Source organism: Pseudomonas sp. Q2-TVG4-2 (assembly GCF_013620795.1).
Taxonomy (GTDB): Bacteria; Pseudomonadota; Gammaproteobacteria; order Pseudomonadales; family Pseudomonadaceae; genus Stutzerimonas.
In genome coordinates this window covers 39,792-57,180 of the sequence record NZ_LGLW01000006.1, presented here as the reverse complement: position 1 = coordinate 57,180, position 17,389 = coordinate 39,792, and the positions used below count along the sequence as shown (strand labels likewise).

Here is a 17,389-nt window from a genome sequence, read left to right as displayed (position 1 = left end):
CACCCGCCTGCCCGCCCGAGATCATCAGTGTTACGGGCGAAATCGCTTTACTCCCGATCGCAGCACGATGACCGTTGTTTTCGAGGTCCAAGCCAACGCCCGATCCACCTGCGCTAGCGAGCCGAAGAGAGCCGGTTCACCCACCGGGATCGCACATATAGCCCCCTGGCCTCGGCAGAACACGTAGTGTCGCGGATTTCAGCCTCGCCGATGCTGCTTCGCCCGCTCTGACCTCGAATGGTTCGTTGCGGCACGCCCGCCTATCAGAGGCGCGGAACTACGGCTGACGTCGTCTCTTCCAATAGAGACATCCTATTATCGAGAGGTCCTTCCATGTCTTTTGAGGACTCAGGGGCTGATAACGCCACAAACGTGCTGATCGGTGCGGTCGTGGGTGCCACCGCTGGCGCCATTGCGGTTTGGGCTATGGATCGGCTCGACTGGTTTGCATACAACCATGTGTCGGAAAAGGCGAGAGAGCGGACCGTGGCTGCCCGACCACAGGGCATGGATCCCGCCCATGTCATGGTGGACAAGATCGCCGGGGTGACGGGCAAGGACATCAGCCAGCCGCACCCGGCGGGCCTTGCTGCTCATTACTCACTGGGCATCCTCCCTGGCGCCTTATACGGAGCCATGTACCGAAAGGTGCCCGTGCTGAGTGCAGGTCGGGGTAGCGCGTTCGGGCTTGGGCTTTTCCTCATGCAAGATGAGGGGCTAAATGCCGTCACCGGCTTGTCGGGCAAGCCGCAGGAATATCCATGGCAGGCTCACGCGCGTGGACTCGTGGCGCACGTAGTCTATGGCATAGTGACAGATACGGTGGTGAGGCTGGCCAACAGGGCACTACGCTGAAGGCATGGGTGAGTTCGTTTCTTCCGGCGCTTCCGCCGTCGCGGGTTCGGCGTATTTAGCTGACCTTCTGGCTGCCTCCGTCCAAGATAGCGCCACGACGGGACCAGCTTGTGCGGAAGCTCCGTGCAGTACGGCCCTGGCGTCGCAAAAGCCCTGGAGACATGGGAACTATTCGAAGATGCTCGGAGGCATCACCATACGCCAAACGGCTCACCTCATAGGGGACCTTCCCCTTATGCGCTGGCGGCAGACACATAAGGCCTATTCCTGGCTATCTCGAATCTTGCGCGCCATTTATGCGCCGGCCTGGATCGATTAGCCCCGGCACCGCGGCCGCGGCGTTAGAACAAACGTACTGCGGGGGATTATCGCTCGGTCAAATTGTTAGTTAGCATATCCTGCACTGTGCCAAGTGACGCGCTCTGCGTCTGGGTTCGAAACCTCCCAGGACGGCTCACCGATCTTCAAGAGATAATTTGTGGCATTAGATCAGCAGCCCCGGATCGGATAACCTACAGCGCCAACTGCGGCGCACCCACTGCGGCGACGGCAACACTCCTGCTTTAGGAACTCATGACTTTGAATTGCCTAGATGACTGACGCCAACGAGAGCGTCCCAGGATTGGGCGATTTGCTGGCCGCCATTGCGCGAGGAGACCGTGGAGCCTTCGAGCTGCTCTACCGGCGTACCTCAGCCAAGTTATTCGGGATTTGCGTACGAATGCTGCCGCAGCGCAGTGATGCAGAAGACCTCCTTCAAGAGGTGTATCTGACCGTATGGCATAAGGCCGCACAGTTTGATGCGCAGCGCGCCAGTCCGATCACCTGGCTTGCCATGATTGCCCGAAACAAATGTATTGATCGCTTGCGAGTCGGCGGCGTCGAACGCCACCAAGAAACTATCGATGGGCTTGATCTACCCGACGAAGCTCAGCCTGTAGATCCAGTGGAATGGCACAGCGAGCAGCGGCGCCTGGATCATTGCCTCTCGGGCCTCGAGGTTCGCCATCAGCAGGTGATCCGGACCGCTTTTTTCGATGGCTGTACCTATGAAGAATTGGCCAGCCGGACCGGCGTGCCACTGGGAACTATGAAGAGTTGGATTCGCCGAAGCCTTATCCGCCTTAAGGCGTGCCTGGAACGATGACTACTCCTGCCGATACAAAGGAACAAGACGACGACCTGCGCCTGGGCGAGTATGTGCTGGGCGTGCTTGACGCACCGCAGCGAAGCGCAGTCGAAGCGCTGGTCGCCAGTGATAGGCGCGCAGCCGATCGCCTGTCCGTCTGGCAAGAACACCTGGCGCCGCTGGCCGAAGATATCCCGGCTGTACCGCCCCCGCCTTACATCTGGCCGCGTATCACCGCATTGCTACCGCCGACTGAAGCCCCACGCACATCCGCCATGCCGTCGGCGCAGCGGCGACGTCTGTGGGATAGCCTGACCCTATGGAGATGGCTTGCAGCTGGAAGCCTAACGACTGCAATGGTAATTGCCGGCGTACTCATGCTGTATCTGCAATCAGGCGGCCTAACGTCCGCGCCGACTCTGATCGCAGCCTTGGAGCTGGAGAGTGGGCAGGCGGCGTTTACGGCCACAATCGATTCACAGCGGCACCGCATCGTCGTTATCCCTGCGACACCAATTGCCCTCGATGGTCGGGTTGCCGAGCTCTGGTTGATCGTGCCGGATGGCGCGCCCCAATCCCTGGGTACCTTGGCCAGCGGGCATGCTACAACCCTGCCGGTTCCTGAGCATCTGCGCGCATATGCGCAAGCGAGAACAGTGTTTGCGATCTCTTTGGAGCCAACCGGCGGTTCACCTACAGGCCTCCCTACCGGGCCGGTGATAGCAACAGGAGCGCTCTCCAGTATTTAGTGTTTTGGCATAGCCGTTCGCGTCCGATAACTTTTTCACCGACCTGTGCATCCTTAAAGGAATTCACTGCGTAGCTTGAATACCCCACGTGGGGTTTACTCGCGGAGATAAAGTTATGAGCACGATACGTCACAGTTTGGTAGCTGCCTGTATTTCCCTTTCTATCGGCGCCGCTTTTCCAGCCCTCGCCGCCGATAGCGTGATGGTCGGGGGGGCAGCCATGTATCCAAGCAAAAATATTGTAGAAAATGCCGTTAATTCAAATGACCACACCACTCTGGTGACAGCTGTCAAAGCAGCCGGCCTGGTCGAAACGCTAAGTAGCGCTGGCCCTTTCACCGTGTTTGCACCAACGAATGATGCCTTTGCAGCTTTGCCAGAAGGGACTGTGGATACGTTAGTAAAGCCGGAAAACAAGGCCAAGTTAACTGACATCTTGACGTACCACGTTGTACCCGGCACCCATACGGCCGAGAATTTAATGGCGGCGGTGAAGAAAGCAGGCGGGTCAACCGAACTGAACACCGTTCAAGGAAAGCCGCTTGTTGTCAAGGAGAGCGGCAAAACACTGACCATCACCGATGCTAACGGCGATACCGCGAGTGTCAGCATCGCAGACGTTATGCAGTCCAACGGGGTAATCCACGTTATTGACAAAGTTATGATGCCTTAACGGCTTTAGGCAGTGGCGGGCTAATGACTCCCACTGCCTTATTTGCTTGGGCGCCTCGGTACTCTCTACTTCCCTATTCTTTTGCCATGCCGCGAGGTAGCCGCCCCCTCGTGATAACGCTCGGCCACTTGTCATACTGCACTCCACTTCGCTAATAAACCCTGCGAACTGTAGCGAACTATCTGCCGCAGTTCGCAGGTGCTGAGGGGTTAGCGCGACATCGACTCTGCCGATGACGTCGCTTTGGGGCCCTGACCAGCGGGCCCCTCTATATCGCGGTACATCGGGGCGAGCTTTGCCAGCAGCTTGTTCTGCGAGGCAAACGGCACGCCATGCTTGTCCATCGCTAGCTGGAATGACTCAACCAATGCGTTGAACTCGGCTCGATTAATGCTCAGATGGGCATGAGAAGCTTTCATGTCACGGCCGGTATATGTACACCCCCCGTCGAGCAATTCACACATCTGCTCTACCAGCATAGCCTTGATGAAATCTTGCTTCTCATTATTAAAGAAATCTCGCGTACGAGGGTCCTCGATCAAATTGATCATAAGATCATCCATTATTCTGACCAGGCCAGGCTTGCCGCCAAAATCCTCGAAAGTAGAAGTATCTGCTTGTACGCCACTGCTTGCGAACGACACAAACGCGAGAACAAATACTGTCCGCAGCTGTGTTAAAAACTTTTCGATATAGATATTCATGCTGGTAACCTTTAAATAGGAACTGATACGCGACGTTAGAAGCCTAGCTGCACGGACAAGTAGGTAGCTTCCTGGTCGCCAAAGCCGCCGATACCAAGTTTCTTGCCGTCAACGATGTTTCCCAAATAGACATAGGCCGCGGTAACCGAGACGTTCTTGGTCGGCGCGTAAGCGATAAACACGTCCCACCAATCGTCTTCAGCAAGAACCCCACCGGGCACGTTACTTTCGTCAAGATTGTTGGGTTTCATCCGATATTCTGCGCCCACAGCCAAATTACGCGATAACAAGTAAGCGGCTGATACCTCGAGCTGTGGCTCATAGCTGTTGTTATCCTCGCTTCCAAAACCGAGGATGCCCAACTGGTTAGCTTTCGTCATGCGCAGCGTTCCGTTGAGCAGCAAGCTCTTGTCCAGCAGCAACTTTGTCGCCGAGACATAGTAATCAACGCCGGAGTCATCCTTAGCACCAAGGAACTTCACCAAGTCTTCGTCCTGGTTCTGCTTATATTGCAACCCGGCCGATATCTGCGGCATCCAGGTGTCTTGATCCAGCACGGCCTCTCCAGCCAGACGCACTTTGGCCCCCAGTATTGTTTGCTTGATATCGCTCTGGCCCAACAGCCCGCCAAGCGCTGCATTCAGCTCACTTATGTTGAAGCGCTGCTCAGCGATCGAAAGCTCCAACCTGTCATAAATCCCTACGGAAAGGCCGTAGGTACTCAGCGCAAAATCATTTGCATTGGCATAGGAGTAATGCACGTTTGCGCCAATTTCATCGCTGGTGCCATAACCGCCGATTACCGCCCAAGGCGTCAATCCCCCGCCGGCTGAACCTTCTATCTGCGACACCCCTCCAGTTAGCAATAACTTATTGCTGTAGCTGTTCTCTGCTTTGGCTGTGCCCGTACCGATGCTCAGGCTTATCGTTGTGCAGAAAAGTGTAAGCAATAGACGGCGCTTTTCTTTTTTTTCTGGCTTTTTCATACAGGGTCCCTGGGTAGGTTTAAGAGCATGCGAGCAGCACGCAGCTGGTCATCGCTTCTTAGCTACGTGGGAACGTCGAGTTTGGATTCAGATAGCGGAAGGTTTTTAACGTGCTCAGGACATCAGCTAGCGGCAACTGAACGTCGTTCGCCTAGACCCAGGGAGCGTATGCCCGACGGCGAGATCACCCCGGCGGCGTTTCCTGCCTTAATGGCGGAACCAACATCGCATCGATCATGCCGACAGGACCCGCTTCGGCCGCCGCCCGCGCACTGGCAGCCGGCCATCTTTCGCCGAAAAGTTAATGCAAACCGTTTACATTTAGTTTACATTCCCGCCCCGATCTTCTTCTATACAGACAACATCGGGAGCGCCTAAGTGTTTCGCAAGTCCTACCTCTATCTGTCTATCTCTCTGGCTACGCTATCCATGCCCAGTGCGCCGGTATCTGCCGATGAGGCGATGGAACTCGATGCGGTGACCATTAGCGCTACGCGTGGAAGAAGCGAAGTGGGCAAGACGCCACAGAAGATTACCGTGATCAGCCGCGAACAGATCGAACAGCAGCTGGCGATCACCTCCGATCACGGTCAGGTGTTGAGCAACCTGATCCCTTCGTACTCACCTAGCCGGCAAAAGATGACCAGCTCAGGCGAGACTTTTCGTGGGCGCTCGGCACTAGTCCTGATTGATGGCATACCGCAATCGACCCCTCTACGCGACAGTGCTCGTGATGGCTATACCATCGATCTGTCTATGGTCGAGCGTATCGAAGTGATTCACGGAGCCAGCGCAGAACACGGCCTTGGCGCAACTGGCGGAATCATCAACTACGTTACCCGCCGCCCTCAGAGCGGTACGCTTCGGCAGCATGCCGGGGTCAGCTTCACTGCGCCAACCGACTATGAGTCGGAAGGGCTTGGCTACAAGCTGGATTACCGCGTTGAAGGCAATCAGGGCAATTGGGACTATCTCGCCGCCGCCAGCTGGCAGACTCACGGGATGTTCTATGACGCTAACGGCGACCTGATCGGCGTAGACGACACCCAGGGCGACATCATGGATTCGACCAGCAACGACCTGCTGCTCAAGCTTGGCTACTGGCTGGACGATGATCAGAACATCGCGTTGATGGTCAATCGCTATGAAGTCGAAGGCGAGCACGAGTACGTCAACGTGCCCGGCGATCGTGCAACCGGTACACCAGCTACGTCACGCAAGGGCGATCCGCAGGGCAAAGCGCCACAGAACGAAGTGTTGGCGACCAGCCTGTCGTATAAGCACGCCGATCTGTACGGCAACGAACTGGGTCTGCAGTTATACAGCCAGCGCTTTCGCGCACGCTTTGGCGGCGGTACTCATGGCACCTTTCAGGATCCCGCAATCGCTCCTGCCGGCACGCTCTATGACCAGTCGCAGAATGAGTCGGGCAAGTTCGGTGGCAAGCTGACCTTGAGCCGCGACGGCATGTTCGATGATCACCTGAAGCTCACCGGCGGCCTCGATGTTCTGCAGGACACCACCAGCCAGATGCTCATCGAAACCGACCGCGAGTGGGTGCCGGAGACGGTGTTCCGCAATTACGCGCCTTTCCTGCAGGCCGAGATCCGCGCTCACGAGCGCCTTACGCTGCATGCGGGTGTCCGCCACGAATTCGCCGAACTGGAAGTGGACACCTTCCGCACCATCGCCTCGGCAGGAGGTGGCCAAACGGTCGAAGGCGGCAATCCAACCTTCGAGGAAACTCTGTTCAATACCGGCCTGGTATGGCAGATGACCGACGCGGTGCAGCTGTTCGCTAACTATTCCGAAGGTTTCGGTATGCCGGACGTCGGCCGCGTGCTGCGTGGCATCAGCGAGCCGAACCTGAACGTGGATAGCTTTCTCGATTTGCAGCCGATAGTGACCGACAACCGCGAAATTGGCTTACGCTTCAACCGTGGTCCCTTCGATGCGGAAATCAGCTATTACGAATCCGACGCCGATCTGGGTTCGCGTCTGGATAGCGTAGGCGGCGTCTATCAGGTCCGCCGCGAGCGCACCGAGATCGACGGCGTGGAGCTCAGCGGCGGCTGGCAGGTTAACGATGCCCACCGCTTGCAAGTGGTATATGCGCAGGTCAACGGTCGCTCCGACACCGATGACGACGGCAAGGTCGACACCGATCTCAACGGTGCCAATATTTCTCCCGACCGCTACGGCGTGAGCTGGCAGGCGAATTGGACCGATAAACTGCACAGCCGCCTGCAAGCCAACCATTACGCCAGCCGGGACTTCGACACGCCGGGCCTGGAATTCGATGGTTACAGCCTGGTCGATGCCTCCCTGGGATATCGGCTGCCGGTGGGTGAGGTCAGTCTCGGTATTGAGAATTTACTCAACCGAGACTATCTGACCTACTACGCGCAGGCTGGCAATACCGGCTCGGCGGCGACAGTCAATCAGCGCCTGTTTAACGGCCGTGGTAGGACATTCACGCTGGGCTACCAGCTCGACTTTTGAATGTGAGCGCAGCCTTGACGAACCGCCGCCAACAACTGACAACCGCCTGGTATAGACGCAGCGCGGTGGCAGTGCGTGTGCTCGCAGCGGTTGTGGGCGGCTACGCCTGTACCGTTGCTCTGGCTGGCAGCGGCGCCCAGCTGCTGGCCCTGTTGGGCGGGATGGCGCGCAGCGACGCGGTGATTCTGGCCGCCATGCTCGGCTTCTTGTTGTACCTGGTGCTGCTGCTGTGGAGCTTTGCCGAACGCAAGCTCTGGAAGATCTGGGCATGGTTGCTGGCTGGCACACTGTTCGGTATGGGTTTGCAGTACTGGTTGACCCCACTGCTGGCTGCGCGCACTTTGATCGAGCGCTGATATGGAACCAGGCAACGGCTTCCGCCAATCAATGAGCTGGCTGCATACCTGGGCTGGCGTACTGCTCGGCGGCCTGCTGCTGGTGGTCTTCTGGACTGGCTCGCTGTCGGTGTTCGATAAAGAGATCGACCGCTGGATGCAGCCCGGCACCCGCCTGGCGCCAGCGCCGGCATCGCTATCGCTCGACCGGCTCGTCCTGCCGCATGCGCAGCAATTGGCGGCCGGCGCGCCGGTCTGGTCGATTAGCCTGCCGACTCCGCGCACGCCGGCCCTACTACTCGATTATCAGGACCCGCAACAGGGTCTGGTACGCCGTCACATCGATCCGCACACTGGCGAGCTGATTGCCGACCAGGGCAGCTGGGCCGGGACCCGCTTCATCTTTCCCTTCCATTTCAGCCTGCACCTCGGTTGGCGCAGCATCGGCTACTGGTTGGTCGGCGTGGCCGGGATGGGCATGCTGGTGTTGCTGGTGTCCGGGGTGGTAGCACACCGCAAGATCTTCGCCGAATTCTTCACCTTTCGCCCACGCAAACGGCTGCAGCGTAGCCTGCTCGACCTGCACAACCTTACCGGGGTGTTGGTATTGCCGTTTCATTTCGTGATCAGCCTGTCCGGGCTGACCATCTTCTATCTGATCTATTTCCCAGGGATTACCCAGACGCTTTACCCCGAAGGCCAGGCGCAGTTTCAATTCGAAGCGCTGGGGAGCTACTCGCGCCCGGTATCCGGAGTCACCGCCGAAAGCGTGTCACTGGACGCCATGCTGACGAGCGCAAAGGCCATCTGGACCGAGAACGGCATACCCGGCGAGGCCTATTTCGTGCGCGTCTGGAATCCCGGCGACGGCAACGCGTACGTCGAGGTTCGTCGCTCCTTTGCCAGTGACGTGACGATGAATGTCGACCGGCTGACGTTCGACGGCACGACCGGCGCGCTGCTTCATCAGCACTCGACAGCCCCCGTCAGCGGCGTGCAGCGCTTTCTGACAGGTCTGCATTTCATCCAGTTCGACCACTGGACGCTGCGCTGGCTGTACTTTGCCGGTGGTCTCAGTGGCTGTGTGCTGATCGGCACCGGGCTGCTGTTCTGGACCGGCTCGCGGCGTGCCAGGCACCAGCGTCAGGGACGGATCGGCGCACGCCTGATCGAAGCGCTGAGTGTAACCGCCGGTGCCGGACTGATCATCGCAACCCTGGCCTTCTTCATCGCCAATCGTCTGCTGCCGATGGACGGTCTGGCGATCGGCAACCAACGCGCCGCACTGGAGGGTTGGGCGTTTTACCTGAGCTGGCTGCTGGCGCTGGCACACGCCGTGCTGAGCCGGGCACAGGCATGGCGCCGGCAACTGCAATTCGCCGCCGTGCTTGCGGTGAGTGCCGTAGCGCTGAACTGGCTCACCACCGGCGACCATCTGTTGTACAGCCTGTCCGCAGGGCACGCGGCCGTCGCCGGTATGGACCTGATGCTGCTGGTGCTCGCGGGCTTCTGTCTGCTGGCCGCAGCTCGCATTCAACGAGCCCACCGCTTGCCGCAATCGGTAGCGGGCAAGCTGCGGGAGGAGCAGCAAAGTGCCTGAGTTCGCCGCATCGCTGCTGGCCTTTGCGCTGAGCTATGTCGCCTTCGCCTTGCTCGCGCTCGGCCAGCCAGCGCATCTGAAGGCGGTCGACCCACTCGCGCCCGGGCCATCCGCACGGAAACGACACAGGTGGCTGGCCGCGTTATTGCTGGCAAGCGCCCTCTCGCTTCTGGTGCTGATTCAAGGCGGGGCATTCGGCGTCCTGCTCTGGATGACGCTCCTCAGTGCCGCTGCGCTCAGCCTGTCTCTCACCTTGAGCTGGAAGCCTGGCTGGCTGCGATCCGTTGCTCGTTTTATCGCGGCCACGCATCGCTGAGCCAGCGCAACATCGAGGCTTTCCCGTGGGCCAAATTTCGTCGGGGCTGGCAGACTGGCGAGCCGGAAGAATTACACATAAGCTGCCATTTGCTGGCTGCAATGCTAAGGAAGGCCAGTCAAGCACCAGGAGCTTTAACGGCTGTGCACACGTTCCCCTCGATTCTACTAATCTGGCTGACTCTCGCCGTCCCGACGAGCGCGGCGGAGTGGACGTTCGTCACCGAAGATTTTCCGCCGTTTACCTACCGAGCCGAACCCTTCAGCCATACCGATGCGGGAGCACATCAGGCCAAGGGTCCGCTGGTGGAAATCGTCCAAGCAGTGTGCAGTCGCCTGCGCCAGGACTGTTCGATCAAGGTTCATCCATGGCGGCGGGCGCTGCGGCAGGCCGAACAGGGCGAAGCCGACGGCATCTTCACAGTGGTTCGCTCACCGCAACGCGAACGCGCGTTTCATATCACCCGCATGCTCGTCACGTCGCGCTACAGCGTGTTCGCCCGCGATGGCAGCGCCTTCGTATACAGCCAACCGGGCGACCTGGCCGGCCGCGTGATCGGTGTCTACGGCCCGTCCGGTACCTCGTACGTGCTCTCCCAACGCATCGAGCCGGTCTCCGATGTGCAGATTCACCTGACCGCGAGTAATCGCCGTCTGTTGCAGATGCTGTACTCAGGGCGCTTCGGCGAGCACGGCCTGGCCGTGCTCAACCAGGATGTGGCCTGGCATTTGATCAGGGAGGAGCAGCTCGATGGGCTATATGAGGCAGGAGAGCTTGCGAGGGTCTCATACGGTATTGGCCTGTCGCGCAAGCGGTTCAGCGAAGCGCAGTTCCAGGCTTTCGAGCGAGCACTGGATGCGCTCATAGCCGACGGCACCGTGTCTGGCATTCTGCGTCGCCATCAGTTGGAAGCGGCGTATTGATTCACTCCGGTTGTGCGCAAAACCACCTATAACCTCGTCTCAACAGACCATACCCGGCCGTTCTGCCTCAACGCAGCAATCGTCCAATTGCCGGTCGCCCCGTTTATCGGGTGAGCAATTGTCGCGAAATCACCGTCTACCCTTCAGTTAACAGTTTCGCTTCGGAGCCAATGCGCGTTTCCGCCCCCTCTAGCAACCAGAGATCCGAACGACATATGGAAGCAGACAAGAAGCTACCCAAGGCCATCATCCTTTTCCCGGTGTTTATTCCGGCAGTGGTCGTCACGCTGCTGCTGGTGATCGGGACCATCAGCAATCCGGATCTGGCCGGCGAGGTGTTCAGCTCGACGCTCGCCTTCATCACCACCAACTTCGGCTGGTTCTACATGCTGTCGGTGGCCTTCTTTCTGGTGTTCATCGTCGGCATCGCCATGACGCCCTGGGGAAATATCAAACTGGGGCCTGATCATGCGGAACCGCAATACAGCTTCCCCGCCTGGTTCGCCATGCTGTTCTCGGCCGGCTACGGCATCGCACTGCTGTTCTTCGGCGTGGCCGAGCCGGTGCTGCATTACGCATCACCGCCAGCCGGTGCCGCGGAAACGGTCGATTCGGCCAAGCAAGCCATGCAGATCGCGTTCTTCCATTGGGGTTTCCATATCTGGGCGATCTACGGCCTGACCGGCCTGGTACTGGCCTATTTCTCGTTCCGTCATGGCTTGCCGTTGTCCATGCGTTCGGCGCTCTATCCGCTCATCGGCGAGCGAATCCATGGGCCGATCGGCCACGTGGTCGATGTTTTTGCCATTCTGGGCACACTGTTCGGCATCGCCACCACACTGGGCCTGTCGGTCACCCAGATCAATGCCGGGATCAACTACCTGTGGCCGGAAATTCCGGTGAGCATCAGCGTGCAGATCATTGCCATCGCCATCATCACCGCGATGGCGATCTGCTCCGTAGTGGCCGGTCTCGACAAAGGTGTGAAGAACCTGTCGCTGCTGAACATGGTTCTGGCGATCGGCCTGATGCTCTTCGTATTTACCGTAGGCCCGACCATCTTCATTCTTGAGACCTTCCTGCAGAATACCGGCAGCTACCTGAACAACATCATCGAGCGCACCTTCAACCTGCAGGCCTATTCTCGCAGCGACTGGATCGGCAACTGGACGCTGTTCATCTTCGGTTGGACAATCGCCTGGTCACCCTTCGTTGGCCTGTTCATTGCCAAGATCAGCCGCGGCCGGACGATCAGGCAATTCGTCTTCGGCGTGATGTTCGTGCCGACGATTTTCACCTTTCTCTGGTTCTCGATATTCGGCGACACCGCGTTGCACCTGATCATGATCGAGGGTTACACCTCGCTGATTTCCGACGTGCAGGCGAATAACGCCATCGCGTTGTTCAAACTGTTCGAGCTATTACCGATGACGTCCATCGCATCGTTCCTGGCGGTGGTGCTGATCATTACGTTCTTTGTCACCTCCTCGGACTCCGGTTCCCTGGTGATCGATTCATTGGCCGCCGGCGGAGCGGCTCAAACACCGGTCTGGCAGCGCGTATTCTGGGCCACCATCGAAGGACTGGTCGCCGCCACCTTGCTGCTCGCCGGCGGCCTCAGCGCGCTGCAGACCATGACCATCGCCAGCGCATTACCCTTCGCCATCATCATGATGATCGCCGCGCTGGGCATGTGGCGCGCGCTGGTGATCGAAGGGCACCACGAAACCAGCCTGCAGAACCATATGCAGAGCACGCGTCTGGCCAGCAACGCGGGTCCGGGCCTGTGGAAGAAGCGCCTGGCCGGCATGGTCAGCTTCCCGAACCGCGACCACGTCGAGGAGTTCATGAGCAGTACCGTGCTCAAGGCGATGCGCCGCGTGCAACGCGAGCTCAGCGGCCAGGAGTGGGACGCCCAAGTGCATACCGATGAGGCCAACTCCCGTGTTTATCTGGAGGTCATCAAGGAAGATCAGGTTGATTTCATCTATGAGATCCGCATGGTCGGCTATGCCATGCCCGCCTTCGCGCTTTCCGAGGGGCCAGATGCCGATGAACAGTACTACCGCGCGGAGGTCTTCCTGCGCCGCGGGGGGCAGCATTACGACATCTATGGCTATGGTCAGCAGGACATCATCAGCGACATTCTCGACCAGTTCGAGAAATACCTGCATTTCCTGCACATCTCTCCCGGCAGCCTGCCATGGAAGATGCAGGAGCATGACGAAATGCTTGGCGGCGATACGGATCTGCCCAAGCCTGATCATCCATAAACACATTACGCGCTCTGAGCCCCAAACGTCGGCTGGCATTCGCTCGCCGTTCACGCCCCATAACCCGCAAATTCATCTATACATAGAGGGTGATGTAAAGGGACCACACCAAAGTGACCGGCCGGTCACAAACCTTGGCGCGGCGCCGCGCTTGGCGCATGCTTCCGCCCATGCTAGGTTTGCGCCTCGCCAGGAGGGCGAGCTGTCGGCCGGAGCGCAATTTACATAGTAAAGGGACCACGCAACGCCTGGTCCGAGAAGAGGAAGCTCAATGGCTGAGGCCATCCCAGCACTGGAAATCCGCAACCTGCACAAGCGCTACGGCGATCTGGAAGTACTCAAAGGCATCTCGCTGACAGCGCGCGACGGCGATGTGATTTCCATCCTCGGCTCGTCCGGCTCCGGAAAGTCCACATTCCTGCGCTGCATCAATCTGCTGGAAAACCCCAACGAGGGCGAAATACTCGTCGCCGGCGAACAGTTACGCCTCAAGCGTGCCAAAGACGGCGACTTGGTGGCAGCCGACGCCAAGCAGATCAACGTGATGCGCAGCAAGCTCGGCTTCGTGTTCCAGAATTTCAATCTCTGGCCGCACATGAGCGTCCTGGATAACATCATCGAGGCGCCGCGACGCGTGCTCGGCCTGAGCAAAGCCGAAGCCACCGAAAGCGCCGAAGCCCTGCTGGCCAAGGTGGGCATCGCTGACAAGCGCCACGTCTATCCCAACCAGCTATCCGGCGGCCAGCAGCAACGCGCGGCCATCGCGCGCACCCTGGCGATGCAACCGAAGGTGATCCTGTTCGATGAGCCGACCTCGGCGCTCGACCCGGAGATGGTACAAGAAGTGCTTGCAGTGATTCGGTCGCTGGCCGATGAGGGCCGCACCATGCTGCTCGTCACTCATGAAATGAACTTCGCCAAACAGGTCTCCAGTGAGGTGGTTTTTCTCCATCAGGGCCTGATCGAAGAGCAAGGAACGCCCGAGCAGGTGTTCGACAATCCACAATCGGCACGCTGTAAACAGTTCATGTCCAGCCATCGCTAATGGAGCAACACCACATGAAAAGCTATAAGAAGATTCTGCTGACCGCCGCCGCCACCCTGATGCTCGGCGCCAACGCCTTTGCGGCCGACAAGCTGCGCATCGGCACTGAAGGCGCCTACCCTCCTTTCAACCTGATCGACTCCAGCGGTCAGGTGGTCGGCTTCGACCTGGATATCGCCCACGCGCTCTGCGCGAAGATGGAAGTCGAATGCGAAGTGGTCACTTCCGACTGGGACGGCATCATCCCTGCGCTCAACGCTGGCAAGTTCGATTTCCTTGCCGCCTCGATGTCGGTCACCGAGGAGCGTGAGAACGCCGTCGATTTCACCGACCACTATTACACCAACAAGCTGCAGTTCGTGGCGCCCAAGTCGGTCGACTTCAAGGCCAACAAGGACTATCTGGACGGCAAGGTAATCGGCGCCCAGCGCGCGACCATCGCCGGCACCTGGCTGGAAGACAACCTGGACGGCGTGGTTGACATCAAGCTCTACGACACGCAGGAAAATGCCTATCTCGATCTCGCCTCTGGCCGCGTCGATGGCATCCTCGCTGACTCCTTCGTGCAATGGGAATGGCTCAAGAGCGATGCCGGCAAGGACTTCGAATTCAAAGGCGAGCCGGTGTTCGATGACGACAAGATCGCCATCGCCGTGCGCAAGGGCAACGACGAGCTGCGTGAGAAGCTGAACAAGGCCCTGGCCGAGATCATCGCTGACGGTACTTACGAGAAGATCAACGCCAAGTACTTCCCCTTCAACATCTACTGATCCGTCTGAACCGAAGCCCGGCCACCAGCACTGGTAGGTCGGGCTTTGGTGTTTGAGCCCATATGATTCCCGACCTTCATGGATTCGGTCCGGCGCTGATCGCCGGAACCTGGATGACCATTCAGCTAGCCCTCGCGGCACTGGCCCTGGGCCTGGTGCTCGGGCTGCTTGGCGCACTGGCCAAAACCTCTCCGTTCGCTGCACTGCGCTGGCTGGGCGGCACCTATTCAACCATCGTGCGCGGCGTGCCCGAGCTGCTCTGGGTGCTGCTGATCTATTTCGGCACGATCAGCCTGGTGCGCGGCATCGGCAACGTGTTCGGCATTGAAAATCTCGCCCTGAGCCCGTTCGCCGCTGGCACTATCGCCCTCGGCCTGTGCTTCGGAGCCTATGCCACGGAAGTCTTCCGTGGCGCATTGCTGGCGATTCCGAAAGGGCATCGCGAAGCCGGACTGGCGCTCGGCCTCGGCAAGCGACGGATCTTCCTGCGTCTGATCCTGCCCCAGATGTGGCGCCTGGCCCTGCCTGGCTTGGGTAATCTGTTCATGATCCTTATGAAGGACACCGCTCTGGTTTCGGTCATCGGCCTGGAAGAAATCATGCGCAGCTCGCAAATCGCCGTAACCGCCAGCAAGGAACCGTTCACCTTCTTCGTCGTCGCCGCACTCATTTATCTGGGCCTGACCGTCGTCGCCATGACGGGCATGTATTTTCTTGAGAAACGTGCCGGTCGCGGCTTCGTCAGGAGCGCCGCATGAGCTGGGAATTGTTCATCAAGTGGCTGCCAAGCTTCCTCGAGGGCGCCTGGCTCACCCTGCAGTTGGTTGGCGTTTCGGTTGTCGCCGGGCTGATTCTCGCCCTGCCGCTGGGCATCGCCCGATCCTCGCGCATACTCGCAGTGCGCGCCCTGCCTTACGGCTACATCTTCTTCTTCCGCGGCACGCCGTTGCTGGTCCAGCTGTTCCTGGTCTACTACGGCATGGCGCAGTTCGAGGTGGTTCGCCAAAGCTGGCTCTGGCCATTTCTGCGCGATCCTTACTGGTGCGCGGTCATCACCATGACCCTGCATACCGCTGCCTATATTGCCGAGATCCTGCGTGGCGCAATCCAGAACGTGCCGGCAGGAGAAGTCGAGGCCGCCCGAGCCTTGGGCATGTCCCGCTATCAGGCACTGCGGCACATTATCCTCCCGCGCGCCACGCGCATCGGTCTGCCCGCCTATAGCAATGAAGTGATCCTGATGCTCAAGGCAAGCGCCTTGGCCAGTACGATCACCCTGCTCGAGCTGACCGGCATGGCGCGCAAGATCGCGGCGCGCACCTATATGCACGAGGAGATGTTCCTTACCGCCGGCCTGATCTACCTGATCATTGCCTTCGTCCTGATGCAAGGTTTCAAACTGCTGGAGCGCTGGTTGCGCGTGGATGCCTGTCAGGGCCGCTGATCCTTCGCCCGGATCCGCCCGCGGCTCGAGGCCGGGGCGGCTCGGCACCCCAATCAGCCGCGACCTGTTTCCGTAGCGCTGATCCGCAGCCTCACCGCGACGGAATCCTTCGCTGCCGGCAGGGTCAGAACAACCCGTTATCCCTTGCCAACGAGACTGCCATGCCCGTCGACATCCAGCGCATCGAAATGGACCAACTTGCCTGCTGGCGCATCCGCAACGGTGCTGCCGAAGTAGTAGTCGCCGAACAGGGTGCGCAAGTGCTCAGCTACCGCCAGGACGAGGGGGCACCGGTCCTTTGGCTCAGCGAAGAGGCGACCTTCGAGCACGGCCAGGCAGTGCGCGGCGGCATCCCGGTGTGCTGGCCCTGGTTCGGCGATCTGGCGCGCAATCCACAGCCGATACAGGACGCATACCAGGGCAACCAGCCGGCCCCGGCACACGGGCTGGTGCGCAACATCGACTGGATGTTGAAAGAATCACGCAGCGACGCCGACAGCGCCACGCTGGAGTTCGCCTGCAACGCCGGTGACCTTCCCGGCTGGCCGCACGCTGTCGAACTGAGCCTGCAGATCCGTCTGGACCAGCGGCTGCACCTGACGCTCACCAGCCGCAACCAGGGCGGCGCTCCCGTCGCGCTGTCCCAGGCGCTGCACAGCTACTTGACCATCAGCGATATTCATCAGGTGACGGTCGAAGGCCTGGACGGGCGTCCCTACATCGAAACGTTGGAAAACTGGCAGCAGCGGCAGCAGCAGGACGACTTGGCCTTCGACGGCGAAACGGACCGCATCTACCTGGACCTGCCGCCGACCTTGTGCCTGCGCGATCCGGGACTTAATCGCCGCATCACCCTGGAGAGCCGTGGCTCCCGCTCGGCCGTGTTGTGGAATCCCTGGGTTGCCAAGGCGCAGCGGCTATCGCAATTTGCCGATGATGCCTGGCAGCGCATGGTCTGCATCGAGACCGCCAACGTGCTGGACGACATGGTCCAGCTGGCACCCGGCAGCAGCCACACGCTCAGCGTCTCGATCGGCACCGCGTCGCTGTAGCACCAAGCGGCTGATGCCCTGCGGGCAGCGAAG

Annotated in this window: 17 protein-coding genes; 15 read left to right on the top strand and 2 right to left on the bottom strand. The window is 59.5% G+C overall.

What is annotated here, in order from left to right; all coding sequences use genetic code 11:
- The first annotated feature begins 333 nt into the window (after positions 1-333).
- From H3028_RS13645 to H3028_RS13630, 4 genes are all read left to right on the top strand, one after another.
- Positions 334-855 (top strand): DUF1440 domain-containing protein, encoded by a 522-nt coding sequence (locus H3028_RS13645; protein ID WP_181297551.1) that lies wholly within the window; start codon positions 334-336, stop codon positions 853-855.
- A 592-nt stretch (positions 856-1,447) separates the two neighbouring features.
- Positions 1,448-2,002, top strand: coding sequence for a sigma-70 family RNA polymerase sigma factor (locus H3028_RS13640; protein WP_181297550.1), 555 nt, complete (start codon positions 1,448-1,450; stop codon positions 2,000-2,002).
- The gene (locus H3028_RS13635; protein WP_181297549.1) at positions 1,999-2,733 is read left to right on the top strand and encodes an anti-sigma factor domain-containing protein; all 735 of its coding nucleotides are present in this window, start codon (positions 1,999-2,001) and stop codon (positions 2,731-2,733) included. The genes H3028_RS13640 and H3028_RS13635 overlap by 4 nt, the downstream gene beginning before the upstream one ends.
- A 115-nt stretch (positions 2,734-2,848) precedes the next feature.
- Complete coding sequence (locus tag H3028_RS13630; RefSeq protein WP_181297548.1) at positions 2,849-3,406, top strand: fasciclin domain-containing protein; 558 nt, start codon at positions 2,849-2,851, stop codon at positions 3,404-3,406.
- Positions 3,407-3,615: 209 nt separating this feature from the next.
- Here the strand turns inward: H3028_RS13630 and H3028_RS13625 are convergent, their stop codons facing one another.
- Both H3028_RS13625 and H3028_RS13620 read right to left on the bottom strand, forming a co-directional pair.
- Positions 3,616-4,110, bottom strand: coding sequence for a group 1 truncated hemoglobin (locus H3028_RS13625; RefSeq protein ID WP_181297547.1), 495 nt, complete (start codon positions 4,108-4,110; stop codon positions 3,616-3,618).
- 35 nt (positions 4,111-4,145) lie between these two features.
- Positions 4,146-5,096, bottom strand: coding sequence for a DUF3034 family protein (locus tag H3028_RS13620; protein WP_181297546.1), 951 nt, complete (start codon positions 5,094-5,096; stop codon positions 4,146-4,148).
- Between the two features lie 378 nt (positions 5,097-5,474).
- Here H3028_RS13620 and H3028_RS13615 point away from each other — a divergent pair, with 378 nt between their 5' ends.
- The 11 genes from H3028_RS13615 to H3028_RS13565 all read left to right on the top strand — a co-directional run bounded on the left by H3028_RS13615 (position 5,475) and on the right by H3028_RS13565 (position 17,356).
- On the top strand, positions 5,475-7,598 hold the full coding sequence (locus tag H3028_RS13615; RefSeq protein WP_181297545.1) for a TonB-dependent receptor: 2,124 nt from the start codon (positions 5,475-5,477) through the stop codon (positions 7,596-7,598).
- Positions 7,599-7,612: 14 nt separating this feature from the next.
- Positions 7,613-7,954, top strand: a complete 342-nt coding sequence (locus H3028_RS13610) for a hypothetical protein (protein WP_219920142.1) — start codon at positions 7,613-7,615, stop codon at positions 7,952-7,954.
- Position 7,955: 1 nt separating this feature from the next.
- Entirely contained in the window at positions 7,956-9,533 is a 1,578-nt protein-coding gene (locus H3028_RS13605; RefSeq protein WP_181297544.1) for a PepSY domain-containing protein, read from the top strand.
- Positions 9,526-9,849 (top strand): DUF3325 family protein, encoded by a 324-nt coding sequence (locus H3028_RS13600; protein ID WP_181297543.1) that lies wholly within the window; start codon positions 9,526-9,528, stop codon positions 9,847-9,849. Before H3028_RS13605 ends, H3028_RS13600 begins: the two co-directional genes overlap by 8 nt.
- Before the next feature lie 143 nt (positions 9,850-9,992).
- Complete coding sequence (locus H3028_RS13595; protein WP_309109547.1) at positions 9,993-10,772, top strand: transporter substrate-binding domain-containing protein; 780 nt, start codon at positions 9,993-9,995, stop codon at positions 10,770-10,772.
- A gap of 215 nt (positions 10,773-10,987) precedes the next feature.
- Entirely contained in the window at positions 10,988-13,045 is a 2,058-nt protein-coding gene (locus H3028_RS13590; RefSeq protein ID WP_181297541.1) for a BCCT family transporter, read from the top strand.
- Positions 13,046-13,316: 271 nt separating this feature from the next.
- Entirely contained in the window at positions 13,317-14,090 is a 774-nt protein-coding gene (locus tag H3028_RS13585; protein ID WP_181297540.1) for an ABC transporter ATP-binding protein, read from the top strand.
- A gap of 14 nt (positions 14,091-14,104) precedes the next feature.
- Positions 14,105-14,860 carry an ABC transporter substrate-binding protein gene (locus H3028_RS13580; protein ID WP_181297539.1) on the top strand — a complete coding sequence of 252 codons (756 nt, stop codon included), beginning with the start codon at positions 14,105-14,107 and terminating at the stop codon, positions 14,858-14,860.
- 62 nt (positions 14,861-14,922) lie between these two features.
- Positions 14,923-15,618: an ABC transporter permease gene (locus H3028_RS13575; RefSeq protein WP_181297538.1), complete on the top strand. Its 696-nt coding sequence runs from the start codon at positions 14,923-14,925 to the stop codon at positions 15,616-15,618.
- A complete protein-coding gene (locus H3028_RS13570; RefSeq protein ID WP_181297537.1) occupies positions 15,615-16,304 on the top strand; it encodes an ABC transporter permease in 690 nt (229 codons plus the stop codon). Before H3028_RS13575 ends, H3028_RS13570 begins: the two co-directional genes overlap by 4 nt.
- Before the next feature lie 161 nt (positions 16,305-16,465).
- Entirely contained in the window at positions 16,466-17,356 is an 891-nt protein-coding gene (locus H3028_RS13565; protein ID WP_181297536.1) for a D-hexose-6-phosphate mutarotase, read from the top strand.
- Positions 17,357-17,389 lie beyond the last annotated feature (33 nt).